The sequence below is a fragment of the Actinocrispum wychmicini genome, assembly GCF_004345645.1.
GTDB lineage: Bacteria > Actinomycetota > Actinomycetes > Mycobacteriales > Pseudonocardiaceae > Kibdelosporangium > Kibdelosporangium wychmicini.
Map to the genome: position 1 here is coordinate 48,901 of NZ_SLWS01000021.1, position 13,953 is coordinate 62,853.

The 13,953-nt window shown below is 69.4% G+C and carries 14 protein-coding genes; 7 read left to right on the forward strand and 7 right to left on the reverse strand.

The window, feature by feature from the left end; all coding sequences use genetic code 11:
• Nucleotides 1-13 precede the first annotated feature (13 nt).
• From EV192_RS51590 to EV192_RS51595, 3 genes are read right to left on the reverse strand one after another with little or no spacing between them, the layout of a single operon-like run.
• The gene (locus EV192_RS51590) at nucleotides 14-2,863 is read right to left on the reverse strand and encodes an SGNH hydrolase domain-containing protein (RefSeq protein ID WP_132126170.1); all 2,850 of its coding nucleotides are present in this window, start codon (nucleotides 2,861-2,863) and stop codon (nucleotides 14-16) included.
• Nucleotides 2,860-3,021, reverse strand: coding sequence for a hypothetical protein (locus EV192_RS55230; protein WP_207926972.1), 162 nt, complete (start codon nucleotides 3,019-3,021; stop codon nucleotides 2,860-2,862). Before EV192_RS55230 ends, EV192_RS51590 begins: the two co-directional genes overlap by 4 nt.
• Nucleotides 3,018-4,583: a glycosyltransferase family 2 protein gene (locus tag EV192_RS51595; protein ID WP_207926973.1), complete on the reverse strand. Its 1,566-nt coding sequence runs from the start codon at nucleotides 4,581-4,583 to the stop codon at nucleotides 3,018-3,020. The genes EV192_RS55230 and EV192_RS51595 overlap by 4 nt, the downstream gene beginning before the upstream one ends.
• 185 nt (nucleotides 4,584-4,768) lie before the next feature.
• Here EV192_RS51595 and EV192_RS51600 point away from each other — a divergent pair, with 185 nt between their 5' ends.
• From EV192_RS51600 to EV192_RS51610, 3 genes are all read left to right on the forward strand, one after another.
• A complete protein-coding gene (locus EV192_RS51600; RefSeq protein ID WP_132126171.1) occupies nucleotides 4,769-5,437 on the forward strand; it encodes a DUF2461 family protein in 669 nt (222 codons plus the stop codon).
• 96 nt (nucleotides 5,438-5,533) lie between these two features.
• Nucleotides 5,534-6,979: a B12-binding domain-containing radical SAM protein gene (locus tag EV192_RS51605; RefSeq protein WP_132126172.1), complete on the forward strand. Its 1,446-nt coding sequence runs from the start codon at nucleotides 5,534-5,536 to the stop codon at nucleotides 6,977-6,979.
• The gene (locus EV192_RS51610) at nucleotides 6,888-7,811 is read left to right on the forward strand and encodes an ABC transporter substrate-binding protein (protein WP_132126173.1); all 924 of its coding nucleotides are present in this window, start codon (nucleotides 6,888-6,890) and stop codon (nucleotides 7,809-7,811) included. Before EV192_RS51605 ends, EV192_RS51610 begins: the two co-directional genes overlap by 92 nt.
• On the opposite strand, the gene EV192_RS51615 is transcribed toward EV192_RS51610, so the two are convergent.
• Both EV192_RS51615 and EV192_RS51620 read right to left on the reverse strand, forming a co-directional pair.
• A complete protein-coding gene (locus tag EV192_RS51615) occupies nucleotides 7,784-8,428 on the reverse strand; it encodes a response regulator (protein WP_132126174.1) in 645 nt (214 codons plus the stop codon). The genes EV192_RS51610 and EV192_RS51615 overlap by 28 nt on opposite strands.
• Entirely contained in the window at nucleotides 8,425-9,480 is a 1,056-nt protein-coding gene (locus EV192_RS51620; protein ID WP_132126175.1) for a sensor histidine kinase, read from the reverse strand. Before EV192_RS51620 ends, EV192_RS51615 begins: the two co-directional genes overlap by 4 nt.
• 132 nt (nucleotides 9,481-9,612) lie before the next feature.
• Between EV192_RS51620 and EV192_RS51625 the strand changes: the two genes are divergently transcribed.
• Nucleotides 9,613-10,740, forward strand: coding sequence for an alpha/beta hydrolase family protein (locus EV192_RS51625; RefSeq protein WP_243727624.1), 1,128 nt, complete (start codon nucleotides 9,613-9,615; stop codon nucleotides 10,738-10,740).
• A gap of 4 nt (nucleotides 10,741-10,744) precedes the next feature.
• Here EV192_RS51625 and EV192_RS51630 read toward each other — a convergent pair whose 3' ends face one another.
• A complete protein-coding gene (locus EV192_RS51630) occupies nucleotides 10,745-11,242 on the reverse strand; it encodes a DUF1453 family protein (protein ID WP_132126176.1) in 498 nt (165 codons plus the stop codon).
• A 63-nt stretch (nucleotides 11,243-11,305) separates the two neighbouring features.
• On the opposite strand from EV192_RS51630, the gene EV192_RS51635 reads away from it, so the two are divergent.
• From EV192_RS51635 to infA, 3 genes are all read left to right on the forward strand, one after another.
• Nucleotides 11,306-11,920, forward strand: a complete 615-nt coding sequence (locus EV192_RS51635) for a TetR/AcrR family transcriptional regulator (RefSeq protein ID WP_132126177.1) — start codon at nucleotides 11,306-11,308, stop codon at nucleotides 11,918-11,920.
• A gap of 174 nt (nucleotides 11,921-12,094) precedes the next feature.
• Nucleotides 12,095-12,874 carry a GNAT family N-acetyltransferase gene (locus EV192_RS51640; protein ID WP_132126178.1) on the forward strand — a complete coding sequence of 260 codons (780 nt, stop codon included), beginning with the start codon at nucleotides 12,095-12,097 and terminating at the stop codon, nucleotides 12,872-12,874.
• Between the two features lie 30 nt (nucleotides 12,875-12,904).
• Entirely contained in the window at nucleotides 12,905-13,129 is a 225-nt protein-coding gene (gene infA, locus EV192_RS51645) for a translation initiation factor IF-1 (RefSeq protein WP_132126179.1), read from the forward strand.
• A 47-nt stretch (nucleotides 13,130-13,176) separates the two neighbouring features.
• Here the strand turns inward: infA and EV192_RS51650 are convergent, their stop codons facing one another.
• A complete protein-coding gene (locus tag EV192_RS51650) occupies nucleotides 13,177-13,917 on the reverse strand; it encodes a hypothetical protein (protein WP_132126180.1) in 741 nt (246 codons plus the stop codon).
• Nucleotides 13,918-13,953 lie beyond the last annotated feature (36 nt).

Consider the following 13,953-nt stretch of genomic DNA (forward strand, 5'->3'; position numbering starts at 1 on the left):
CCGCCGCTGGTGATCACTTACGGGTGTAGACGGCGACGTGGTCGACCAGCATCGGCCGGCCGGACGCGGTGGCCGGGTTCGGGACGCCGCCCCGGGACTCGGGGAACTGTCCGCCGATGGCCACGTTGAGGATCACGAAGAGACCGTGTGCGGTCGCGCGTTGCCAGCTGGCCGGGTCCATGTCGGCCGCGCTGACCTTGTGGTGCGGCACACCGTCCACAAAGAACCGTGCCTCCTGCGGCGTGGTGGAGAAGTCCACTTCGACCGCGTAGTTGTGGAAGCCGTCCGAACATCCGGGGCACGGTCGCGCGGCCGAACCCAGGCCGCCGCTCGCCTCACGGCAAGGGCCGTCGGGCAGCGAACCGCAGTGCATCGCCGCGTACACCGTCGGCTGGCCGTTGACCGACTCCATCACGTCCAACTCGCCCACCCCCGGCCACCCGGTGTAGCCGTTCCGCAGAGGCGCGCCCAACGTCCAGAACGCCGGCCAGTAGCCGCCACCGTCCACACCGGACACTTGGGGCAGCCGCAGCGACGCCTCCACGCGCAGGACGCCATGGTCCGGCGGCTGGAAGTCGGCGCGCCGGGACTCGATCCGCGCCGACGTCCACTGCCCGTCCGCCAGCACCGGGGTGATCGCCAGCCGGCCGTGGCCGTCCAACGCCGCGTTGCGGGTCGAGTCGGTCATCGTCTCGATCTCGCCGGTGCCCCACCGCGGCGCCGGGCAGCCTGGATAGCAGGTGCCGACGTCGTGCAGCCAGTTCTCGGCCGACGGCGGCGCGCCCGCCGGGCCGTCGAAGTCGTCGCGCCAGGCCAACGTCCAACCGGCCGGCGGCACCACACCGAGGTTGGTTAGCGCGTGATCCACGCGGCCGGCCAGCAACCCGGCCGCCGAGTCGGTGAGATGCGCGTCGTCGCGGTACAGCAGCACGCCGTCCAGGACGGCAGGGCAACGCGCCGCCGGGCACAGCACGGTGTTGACGTCCACGACGGACATTCCGGTCCGCCGGCCCGCAGTGATGTCGTCGGCCAGCGGATCCGGCCAGAGCGCCTGGTCACGTGGGAAGTCGCAGGCGGACCAGTCGCGCAACGAACCGGACAGGCAGGTCGGGATGTCCTTGGCCGGGAACGGCGTGTCCTTCAGATACACCACGGGCGTGCCGAGCCTGGTCAGTGTCTTGTCCCAGGCCGCGCGCAGGGTCGGGACGTCACCGGTGTAGCGGTTCAGGCTGGCGACCACGACCAGTTTCGGCTTCTTGCCGGTCGTCACCCGCTCGACCACGTGGTTCCGCCACGTGTCGCACTCCCGGTACGCCCGACCGAGCTGGGGGCTGGTCACGGCCAGTTCGGGCACCGGACAGCCGGACTTGGTCAGCACCTCCACCGCCCAGTGCCGGCGCGCGGCCAGCTCCCGCACGGTCGGGAACCACTGCGCCGCGTGCGAGTCGCCGATCAGCACGATCCGCTCCGCCCCGGCGTCGCCGAACAGGCACGGCGGGCTCACTGTCGCGGCCGGTTCCACCTGGCAGTCGGCGATCCGCGGGTAGTCGACCTTGGCCCGTGCCGGCGCTGGCCACACCGGCCCGCCCGTGCCGCCGCGCGGGTTGGCCAGCAGGTTCGGGCCGTCCACCGCGGCTGGGCCGGGCGCCGCGGCCTCCTCCTCGCCGTCCAACGCCCGCACCGCGCCGCTGCCCAACAGCAGCGCGGCCACCACCGGCACCACGATCGCGGTCGCCCCGACCGACAGCCCGCCGCTGGGCCGGGCCACCACCGGTATGGAGAACCGCAGCGGGCGCTCGACCAGCCGCAACGTCAACCACGCGGGCAGCGCCGCACCGGCGGTCAGAGCCAGTTTCACCGGCCAAGCCAACGGACCCAACGCGCTCTCGGCCAGCACCAGCACCGGCCAGTGCCACAGGTACCAGGCGAACGACAGCCTGCCGACCGCGCGTATCGCCCTGGTGTCCAGCAGCCGCGCGGCACCGCGCCGGGCGTCCACCGCGCCACCGACGATCACCGCGACCGCCCCGAGTGTCGGCAGCAGCGCCGCGACCCCAGGGAACGGCGTCGCGCTGTCGAACACCACTGTGGCCGCGACGATCGCCGCGATGCCCAGCCAGCCGACCGCCACACCCAGCGTGGACGTGACGGTCCGGCGCAGCCACGGCACTGCCAACGCGGCCAGCGCGCCCACCCCGAACTGCCACGCCCGCGACGGCGAACCGAGGTACGCCAACGGCACGCTCGTATGCGTCCACCACAACGACAACGCCAGCGACACTGTCACCACGACCGTGAGCACGACGCCGACCGCGGCGAACGGCGAACGCCGCATCCGTCGCGCGGCCAGCACCACACCAAGAGTCAGCGGCGCCCACCCGAGGTAGAACTGTTCCTCCACGGCCAGTGACCAGTAGTGCAGCAGCGGGCTCGGGTCGTGGCCGGCCAGGTAGTCGGTCTGGTCGGCGACGAACAGCCAGTTGCCCACCTGCGCGGCCACCGCCAGCACCTCGTGGGCCAGTTGCCGCTGGCGGAGCGGCGGCAGGATCAGCCAGCCGGCCACCGCGACCGCGAGCAGCACCACGCCGGCCGCGGGCAGGATCCGCCGCGCCCGCCTGGCGTAGAACTCGACCAGCGAGAACCGGCCGCGCCGGGCCACGTCGTCCAGCAGCAGCCCGGTGATCAGGAAGCCGGAGATCACGAAGAACACGTCCACGCCGACGTATCCGCCGCCGAACAGCGGCGCCGAGGCGTGGAAGCCGAGCACGACGAGCACTGCCACGCCGCGCAGGCCCTCGATGTCCGGCCGGAAGCCCATCCGGTAGTCGGCGGTCCGGGTCCGCTCGGGCGCGGCGACGGTCATGGCAGCATCGGGTCGACCCACCCCGAGGCGACCAGGCCGACCGCGGCCAGCGTCACCGTGATGGCCAACGCTTGCGGCCACGGCAACTCATTGCCCTGCTTCGGCGCCCTGTCTGTCCGTTGTGGACTTGTGATCATTCGTTCGTCGAGTGCGGTCATTTCGTTGTCTCCCCCGTCAACGTGTGCCACGCGGCGACCACCAGCGGCGCCGCGAGATATGTCGTGGCCGCCGCGAACGCCGCCATCGGCCAGTACTCGCGCCAGCCGTAGTCCGCCGCGCCGAGCAGCACGCCCACCCACGCGGCCACCGTGCTGGGCACCAGCCAGCCGATGATCAGCCGGCTCACCGTGCGGGCCAGCGGGGACCGGCCGGCGCCGGAAACCCCCGTAGGCACCCAGGTCGCGGTGCGCCGGCGCAGAACGTGCACGATGGCCACGGCGTGGCAGAAGCTGTACAACGTCTGCGCCCGGACCACCTCCATCCGCCAGCGGGTCCGGGACACCGCGGGCAGCAGCACCAGCCAGATCCACACCGGGATCAGGAACGGCACCATGTGCCACGCCCGGACGTCCTGCGGGTAGCCGAACGCCATGACCAGGCCGGGCAGCGGCACCGCGAAGATGTTCACCGCGTTGGCGAAGTAGCTGACGAACCCGTTCCAGAACGACAGCCGGGTCCGCACCGGCAGCCGCATCCGGTGGAAGTCCCGGTCGAACAACAACTCCAGGTTGCCCATACACCAGCGGTACTGCTGGTTGACGAACGACGACAGGGTGGCCGGCGACATGCCCTTGGCCAGCTGTACCGGCACGTACTGGGTGCGCTTGCCGCGCCGGAGCAGCTCGATGCTGGTGAACATGTCCTCGCTGTGCGACATCTTCGGGAAACCGTCGATCTCGACCAGCGCGGCCCGCCGGTACACCGCGTTCGTGCCGCAGCAGATGGCCGCGTCGCTGGCGTCCCGGGACGGCTGCAGCCACCGGTAGAACAACTCCTGCGCGGCACCGGCGGCACGTTCCAGCCATCCCATCGCGGTGTGGGTGTCGAAGCACTGCGGGCTCTGCACGATCCCGATGTCGGGATCTTCCAGATACGGCAACAGATGCGTGAGGAAGTCGGGACGTGGACAGAAGTCCGCGTCGAACACGGCGATCACGTCGCCGTGGCTCACGTCCAGGCCGAAGTTGAGGTTGCCGGCCTTCTTCAGATGGCCGCGGTCCGGGCGGCTGCGGTACTCGAACCCGAACGCCTCGGCCAGCTCGGCGACTTCCGGCCGGGCGGCGTCGTCCAGCACCCACACCCGCAGCTCAGCGGGCCAGCTCAGCCGGAACACATGCCGGTACGTGTTGCGCAGGATGGCCAGGTCCTCGCCGCAGGTAGGCAGGAACACGTCCACACTCGGGTACCGCTCCGGCCGCCACGACCTGACCAGCAGCTCGTGCGCGTGCCGGGTCAGCCGGCGCTGTTTCTGCCCGTCGACACAGGACAACAGCCAACCGGCGACGTTGATCGCGAGCACCCCGATGAACACCCACAACGCCGGATGCCGCAGGGAGAACAGGAACAACGTCACCGCGACGAAAACGAAGGACAGCGAAATGCAGGTCAGTACCCAACGCCGTTGCGGCCCAAAATATCCGTACAGTTCGCCGTCGTCCGGCGGCGCGGGTAAATGAAGATCGTGGTCGGCATGCGGTTCGATGACAGCCGAGGCTGACATGACAGATTCCCCCATAGTGCGTGCTGGATCGGTCACTAAGACGCCCTGAGCACAACTCCCGCACATCTTCGGGGGGAGGCCGGTCATGATCACCCTATCGACACCCGGGAAGCCGGGTAAACTTGACCCCGGTCACACCACAGCGCGTATCACCCCGACCACACCGGAACGGTGAGTATCAGCCAATGACCCGACAGTTCACCGGTTGGCCGGACCAGGCGCTCGAAGTCCTCTTAGGACTGGACGGCGAACCGTCGAACGCGACCCGCGAAGGCTGCCGAAAGGACCGCGAACGACTGGTCCGACGGCCGATGATCGCGCTGCTGAACGACGTGGCCGACGCCAACCCCAGGTACGACGACTACTCGGTCTGGAGCTACGCCAAGCACACCTGGATGTGGCAGCACCAGACCGCGACGATCAGGCTGGCCCGCAAGGTGGAGATCGCCCTGCGGTTCGACCTGGACGGCCTGCACGTCAAGGGCGCCTGGCACTACCCGGATCCAGGCCAGGTGGACCGGTACCGGATCGCGGTCGCCGACTCGACCACCGGCCCGGAACTGGACCGGGCGATCGAATCACTGCGACACCAGGGCTACGAGATCAGCGGCGACGTCATGAAGGTGACGCCACGCGGCTTCTCCGCACACCATGCCCGTGCCGAGTTGCTGCGGTACCGGTCCGTCATCGCCGGCCGAACCCTGGACCGCGACGACTGGTTGCGGACCGAGAAAGCGCTCAACTGGGTCCTGGACACCGCGGCGGCGCTGGATCCCATGGTGTCCTGGTTCGCCCGGCACGTGACCGTCCCGCAGCAGCCGCCTCGGGCCCGCTCGACGATCACCACAACCTGATCCGCACACAATCTCCACAGGATCCGCGCACGGCCTCCGCCTCCGCCGACCGTCTCAACGCGTCTTTGGTTGAGACACCCGAAGAACGGAGGCGCGATGCGCGTCAAGATGATCCTGCCGGCCCTCACCGAGGCCACGTCACCGCTGTTCCGGCCGATCAAGTACTCGTTGTTCCCGCCGCTCGGCCTGGCCACGCTGGCGGGATACCTCGGTCCCGACGACGAGGTGTCGATCACCGACGAGCACGTGGACAAGGTCGACACCGCCGACGAGCCGGACCTGGTGGTCATCCAGGTCTACATCACCTCGGCGCGGCGCGCGTACGAACTGGCCGACCTGTATCGGGCCCGCGGCGCCTACGTGTGCCTCGGCGGGCTGCACGTGACGTCGCTGCCGGACGAAGCCGCCCAGCACGCCGACTCGATCTTCTGCGGTCCCGGCGAGGACATCTGGCCGGCCTTCCTCGCCGACTTCCGGGCGGGACAGCCGGCGCCGCGGTACACCTCCAAGACACGCACTCTCGTTGACCTGCCGCCGATCCGGCGTGACCTGATCAAACGTCACCTCTACCTCGTGCCGAACTCGATCGTGGTGTCCCGTGGCTGCCCGCACGTGTGCGACTTCTGTTACAAGGAGGCGTTCTTCGAGGGCGGCAAGTCGTTCTACACGCAGTCGGTCGACGCCGCGCTGGCCGAGATCGACCGCCTTCCCGGGCGGCACTTGTACTTTCTCGACGATCATCTGTTCGGCAACGCGCGGTTCGCGAAGGCGTTGTTCGAGGGCATGCGTGGGATGGGCCGGCTGTGGCAGGCCGCCGGCACGGTCAAGGCTGTGCTCCAACCCGGCCTGTTGGAGCAGGCGGTGGCGGCCGGGCTGCGCAGCCTGTTCGTCGGGTTCGAGACGGTCAACGCCGCCAACCTGACCGAACAGCGGAAATGGCAGAACATCGACCGGGACTACGGCGCCGTGGTCCGCCGGCTGCGTGACCACGGCGTGATGATCAACGGGAGTTTCGTGTTCGGCATGGACTCCGACGACGCCAGCGTCTTCGACCGGACCGTCGAATGGGCGGTACGGCAAGGCATCGAGACCGCCACGTTCCACATCCTGACGCCGTATCCGGGTACCCGGCTCTACCAGCGAATGGCGGCGGCCAAGCGCTTGCTTCACTCGGACTGGGACCTGTACGACACGCGACACGTGGTGTTCGAGCCGGCCGGGATGTCCGCGCGGGAACTGGAGACCGGCTACTGGAACGCCTACCGCGACTTCTACCGGTGGGGGTCGATCCTGCGCGGCGCGAAGACCAAGCCGACCTCGCGGGGCAAACTGCGGCACGCCGCGTACGCGGCCGGGTGGAAGAAGTTCGAGCCGTTGTGGGACTTGGTCATCCGGGCCAAACGAGCAGGTCAGGCGCTGCCGTTGCTGGAGACTGTCCTATCATGGCCGGGTGCGGATCGTCTCCCTGTTGCCGGCCGCGACGGACTTCGTCGCGGTGCTGGACCGGTTGCCCCAGCTGGTCGGCCGCACGCACGAGTGTGACTGGCCGCCGGTCGGGGTGGCCGCGGTCGAGGTGGTGACGGCGAGCGAGATCGACGCCGGCCGGATGACGAGCCGGGAGATCTCCGCCGCGGTCGGCGGCAGCCACCAGGGCTCCTCACTGTACACATTGGACACGGTAGCGTTGGCCCGGCTGGCTCCTGACGTGGTGCTCACCCAGGACCTGTGCGAGGTCTGTGCGGTGTCGTACCGGCGAGTGTCGGACGCGGTCCGCATGCTGGACACAGGTACCCGCGTGATCAGCCTCGAACCGCGCACCCTGGCCGATGTCCTGGACTGCCTGGTCCAACTCGGTGACGTGCTCGACGCGCCGCAGCGGGCGAGCGCGGAGCTGGCGCGGCTGCGGGCGCGGTTGGCGGCGGTGCGGGACCGGGTCGCCGGCCTGGCCCGACCGAGGGTGGCCGCGATCGAATGGCTCGACCCGGTCTGGCCCGCCGGGCACTGGGTGCCGGAACAGATCGACGCGGCCGGCGGCACACCGCTGTTCGCCGGCGTCGGTGAGCACACGAGCGCGATCGGCTGGGACGCGGTGGTGGCGGCACGACCGGACGTGCTGTTGCTCATGCCGTGCGGTTTCCCGCCGGAACGCACCGAGGCCGAGATCCACCTGTTGACCGCGCGCCCCGGTTGGGCGGACCTGCCGGCGGTCCGGGCGGGCGAGGTCTGGGTGCTGGACGGCCCCGCCTACTTCAACCGGCCTGGTCCGCGTGTCGTGCGCGGGGTCGAGGCGCTCGCGCACGTGCTGCACGGCCTGCCGGCCGACCCACCCGTCGGCAGCGCGGAGGCCTACCGGCTTGCGATGCCCGCCTGGTAGGCGATGATCACCAGGTGTACACGGTCGCGCGCATTCAACTTGGTGAGCAGGCCTCGGATGTGGGTCTTCACCGTTCCCGGGCCGATCGAGAGGGTCTGGGCGATCTCGGCGTTGGCCAGCCCTTCCGCGACAAGGCCGAGCACCTGCCGTTCACGACTGGTGATTCCGCGCAGGTCAACGGATTTCCGGCGGCTGGGACGCGCGGCGAACTCGTCGATCAGGCGCCGGGTGACACTCGGGGCCAGCAGCGCGTCCCCGTTGGCCACCACCCGGACCGCGCTCAGCAGGTCCAGCGGGGGTGTGTCCTTGAGCAGGAAGCCGCTGGCGCCGGCCCGCAAGGCGGTGTACACGTACTCGTCCAGGTCGAACGTGGTGAGGATGAGGATCCTCGACGTGGTCTCGGCGGTGATCAGGCCGGTCGCGTCCAGGCCGTCCATCCCGGGCATCCGGATGTCCATCAGCACCACGTCCGGCCGGTGCCGGCGGGCCATGGCGACCGCTTCGACACCGGTCGCCGCGGCGCCGACGACGGTGATGTCCTCGGCGGAGTCGACGATCCCGCACAGTCCTATTCGGACAAGCTGCTGGTCGTCGACGACCAGGACCCGGATGGTCACGCGGACTCCACCAGTCGTGCCGTGACCTGGAAACCGCCTTCCGGCAACGGGTTCGCGCTGAACTCGCCGCCGTACAGCTCGGCCCGCTCCCGCATGCCGGCGATGCCGTGCCCGGTTCCCGGCGGGCCGCCCCGGCCGTGGTCGGTGATCTCCACGCGCACGTCGTCGTCGCCGTAGTGGATCCGAAGCCGACACTTCGACGTGCCGGCGTGCCTGACCACGTTGGTGAGCGCTTCCTGCACGATCCGGTAGGCCGCCAGGTCGACGCCGGGAGTCAGCGGGCGCGGAGTGCCGGTGGTGACGACTTCGACGTCGACACCGACCTGGTCGAGCAACCGGTCGAGTCCGGCGAGTCCGGGCGCGGGCGTGCGCGCCGGCCCATCACCGTCGCGCAGCACACCCAGCAGTCGCCGCATCTCGGTGAGCGTCTCCCGGCCGGTGGCCTCGATCGCGGCGAGCGCGTCCCGAGCCTGTTCGGGCTGTTTCTCCAGCACGACGTTGCCGTAGCCGGCCTGGACGGTGATCACACTGATGCTGTGCGCGACCACATCATGCAGTTCCCTGGCGATGCGCAGGCGTTCCTCGGTGACTTCGGCTTGTCTGGCGCGCTGCTCATGAGCACGGTGGCGACCCACGGTGTAGCCGACGGTCCACACGACCGCGACCGCCAACGGCGCTGACATGTCGTGGTACGAAAGCACCATCGCGGTCAACGCGGCGCCCAACGCGGCCAAGGCGATCGGGAGCCGGCACGTGGCGGCCACGGTGTACAGGACGTACGACCACGAGAACAGGCTCAGCCAAACCGGCGGTGCCGTGGTGGCGGCGATCAGAAGCGCGGCGGCCGCGGGCACGGGATAGCGGCGGCGCAGCGCGATGGCCAGGGAGGTCACCGCGATCCCACCCCAGCGTGGCTCCGCGAGCACGGCCACGAGCCCCGACGGGCTCAGCCGGAGGCCCGAGTACGCGCCGAACAACGCGATCAGGCCGTACCCGGCGGCGACGACACAGTCCCACGCGACCCAATGCCGTTTGTGCAGCGGAAAACGCATACGATCAAGCCTAGAGGAGCGGTTGACGCGGCACGTCCACCTGAAGGCCTATGCCCGTGGGGAGAGGGCACGGCCTGATCTCAGCCCGCGGGGAGGCGACTCGGGGACGTATCCCCGGCACTGTTCCGTGCCATGAAATCGTTTCTCGTAGCCGCTGTCGCGGCCGGCGCCATGGTCGCGCCGCAACAACCGTTGCAGCTCACGCTGCCGGGGCCGACCGGGCCGTACGCGGTCGGAACCGTGCCGTTGCATCTGATCGATCCGGCGCGGCACGACCCGTGGGATCCGTCCGGCGCGCCCCGTGAGCTGATGATCAGTCTGTGGTACCCGACGCGGTCGACGACCGGGTTTCCGCGTGCGCCCTGGCTGCCGCCGGCCGCCGCCGCCCAGTTCGCCCGGGACAACGGACTGCGGCCGGACGCCGTCCGGGTGCCGGTGACCCACGGACACACCGGCGCACCCGTGTCCGGTTGCGGCGGTGGGCTTCCGGTCGTGGTGTACTCGCACGGCAACGGCGGGTCCCGTTCGGACAGCACGATCGTGGTCGAGGAACTGGCCAGCCGTGGGTACTTCGTGGTCACCGTCGACCACACCGGCGACTCGGTGACCGAGTTCCCCGACGGCCGCGTCCCGGACCGGGTGAACAGCCCGGCGAACGCCGCCGCCATCCAGGCGGCCCGAGTGGCGGACGTCCGATTCGTCCTGGACAAGCTGGCGGTGCTGAACTCTGGCGGGAACCCTTCCGACAGCAGCTTGCCGGACGGCCTGACCGGCGCGCTGGACCTCGGCGACGTCGGGATGTTCGGCTACTCCGCGGGCGGCCCCACCACAGCGTCCACAATGGACGTCGACGGTCGGGTCAAGGCCGGCCTCAGCCTGGACGGCCCGGTCTTCGGCCCGGTGATCGACAAGGGCCTGGACCGTCCCTACATGCTCGTCGACGCCAGAGCCTCCCGGGCGACCATCCCGGAGTTGCAGACCTTCTGGGAGCACCTCACGAACTGGCGGCTCAACATCGGTATGCAAGGCGCGAAACACCTGACGTACAGCGACTTCGTGACCCTGATCCCGCAGGCCGCCGGCCTGCTGGGGCTGACGCCCGCTCAGGTCGAGCAGCAGATCGGCGCCGTGGTCCCCGCTCGCGCCATCGCCGTTCAGCGGGCCTATCCGTTGGCGTTCTTCGACCTGCACCTGCGGCACCGCGGTCACCTGCTCGACCGGCCGTCCCCGCTGTTCCCGGAGGTGCACTTCATCCCTTAGGCGGTCAACGCTTGATGAGTCGGTCGACGAGGGACGGCCGGTCCGGCGCGAAGGGCACGCCGGCGCGCATCGACCGTAGGCCGATGACGACCGCCTCGCCGAGCAGGCTGACGCCGATGGCCAACTGGACGGGCTTGACGTCGTGGTGCAGCCCGTTGGCGGTGGCCACCAGGTCCAGTCCACCGTTCACCGCGACGGACAGCACCCAGACGCCGAAGGTCCAGCCGGTGTAGCGGTGCCACAGCACGCCGTCCTTGGTGAACAGCTTGGGCGTGGCACCGCGTAACGCGCCCATGCCGAGGCCGACCGCCGAGCCGGCCACGATCCACGCGATGTCCACGCCGGTGACGTGCTCCGCCTTGACGAGGCCGACGACGCCGATGGCCAGCAGGACGACGGGAGGCGCGAACAGGTCACGCACGTTCACCGGCTCCCCGATCAGGCGCTTGACGACCACGGCGACCACAGCCACGACGATCGCGACCACCAGCCAGGTACTCATGACACCCCTCTAAATAGCACGGTCATGCCAAATAAATTAGCATGGCCGTGCTATAAAGGCAACGTGCCGAAGATCGTGGATCCCGACCAGCGCCGCCAGGCCGTCGCCGAAGCCGTGTTCCAGGTGGTGGCCAGGGACGGCGTCGAGCAGGCCTCGCTGCGTAACGTCGCCGTGGCGGCCGGCTTGGCGATCGGCTCGGTCCGGCACTACTTCACCAGCGCCGCCGAGATGACAGCGTTCGCGATGAGGGAGATCCGTGACCGGGTGTTCCTGCGCGTACTCGAGCACGCCGCCGAGATCCTTGACGACCCCACCATCAATCGGCGCGCGGCCACCGAGCGGTTGCTCGCCGAACTGCTGCCCCTGGACGCCGGCCGGATGCAGGAAGCAGTTCTGTGGCTCGACTTCGCCGCCGCCGCTCGCACCAGGCCTGAGCTGCGCGCGGTCGCCCGCGAGCAGTACGAGGACACCCGCGCCCTGCTCACGCGTGTGCTCGCCGAGGCACAGCAGATGGGCGGCCTGACCGACCAGACAGACGTCGACGCCGAGGCCGCCCGACTACACGCCCTGCTGGACGGCCTGGCGATGGCCGCCGTGCTGCACCCGGACCGGATGCGGCCCGACGACATGCGCGCCGCACTGCACAGGCACATCGACGAACTCGCTGGCGGAAAATGATTGGCCGGGATGACGTGCGGGCTGATAGCGTGCCGCCGACCGTGGCACGGCTTGAGGAGGTGAGACCCATGAACGATGTATCGATGTGGGTGCTCCCCTCGTCGTCACGGTCGAGCGACTGACTTAGGGGTCGCCGGAGCGCCGCGACAAGGCACTCCCGAAAGGCGACACCCTATGGACTCTGTTCAAGACACGGGCGTGGTGATCACGCGGGTCGCGGAGCGGCATTGGCACGCTCTGGAAGACGACCTGGTGGTCGGCCGCGGCGAGACCTGGCGCAGGCCCGACGGACGGGTCTTCCTCAGCGTCGACGCGTGGCACGGCGCGGTCTTCGACCAACTCGCCGACGCCATCCTGGCGGACCTGCCGAAGCCGCTGTACACCGTGGTCGACGAGGCCGACCTCGACTTGACGTCCCACTGGCAGCGAGCCGGCTTCACGACCCGACGCCGTGAGTGGGAGTACGTCGTCCCCACCGATCCCCAGGTCACCGGACTCGGCTCGGCACTACCGCCGCCGGGCGTGACGATCGTGCCCCTCGGCGAAGCGCGGGAGGACCGGCTGCGCGAGTTGGACCGCCTGATCCGCGACGAGGTCGAGGCAAGCGTCGGATGGCAGGAGATGCCGGCCGAGGTTCTGCCCCGTCCGGACGGCCCGACCGCGGTGGACCTGCCGAAGTACGCGGTGGCAGCGCGATCCGACCAGTACGTGGGTCTGGTCCGGGTGGCACCGGTGACCAGGCAGCCACGGATCGGACTGATCGCGGTCCGGGCCGACCAGCACCGCCGCGGTGTCGCTCGGGCACTGCTCGCCCACGTGCTGGGCACACTGCACCACGCCGGCGTCGAAACGGCGTCGGCCGACGTGAACGAATCCAACAAGGCGGCCACCGCACTGGTCAACGGTGTCGGCGCCTGGCGTGCGGGCAGCAACCTGGAGTTGGTGCTCCGCTAACCCCCACCGACCTGAGAAGAGAGCGAGAACATGGCAAAAACAGCGAACGGCATCGAAGTCGAGGGCCTCGTCGTCGAGTGCCTGCGCAACGCCACCTTCAGGGTGGAACTCGAGAACGGCCACAAGGTGCTGGCGCACATCAGCGGGAAGATCCGGAAGAACTACATCAAGATCCTGCCGTACGACCGGGTACTGGTGGAGCTCAGCCCGTACGACCTCAACCGCGGCCGGATCCTCTTCCGGTACCGGACGTAGCCCGCAACGAGCTGGTCCGGGGTCCGACCCCGGACCAGCTGTCTACGTCACAGGCTCGCGAGTTGGGGCAGCGTGTTCTTGGCGATCTCCCAACTCGTGTTCACCATCGCGTCGTCCTGCGCGTCCGGCTGGGTGACGTCGTCGGCCCGGAAACCGTTGTAGGCCGTGCAGAACCACCGCTTGCCGTGCGAGTCGGGATCGAAGAGGTTGACACACCTGGGAGTCAGGCCGGTCAGCACCTTCTGGTTGGACTCGCGGAGAACCGGCACGAGGGTGTCGTTGTGCAGGCCGGCCTTGCTACGGGCCATCAGAGCGATCGGACCGACCGCGTTGAGCGAGAAGCCGAGCTGGTCCTTGGCGGCTTTGTCGGTGACGGCGGACAGCAGGCTGTCGATCTCGGTGATACAGGAAGTGGCGGTCAGCGCGAAGTTCTGCTTGTTGTCCGTGGTCAGGTTGTCGAAGTCAGGGAAGTTGAGAACGGCGCTCTGCGCGCAGGCGCGCGCGTCGGCGGCCGCGATGGCGTCGATGTGGTTGATGATCTCGCGCTCGGCGGCCTTGATCGCGGCGATGATCTGGGCGGTGGCGTTCGCCGACGAGCCACCACCGAAGAAGGTCTTGTACGCGTCGTACGCGGCCTTGATCGCCTCAGCGACAGTGACGGGGTCGACGTTGGGGTGGACCGTGGAGCCCGCCGGTCTAGGGGTGGCTGCCTGGGCCGAACCCGCACCGGCCACGGCCGTGACAGCCACCGCGAACGCCATTGCGACACCGATGAGTTTCCGCTTCACCTTGTTCCTCTCTGATGGACGCACACACCTCCTCCG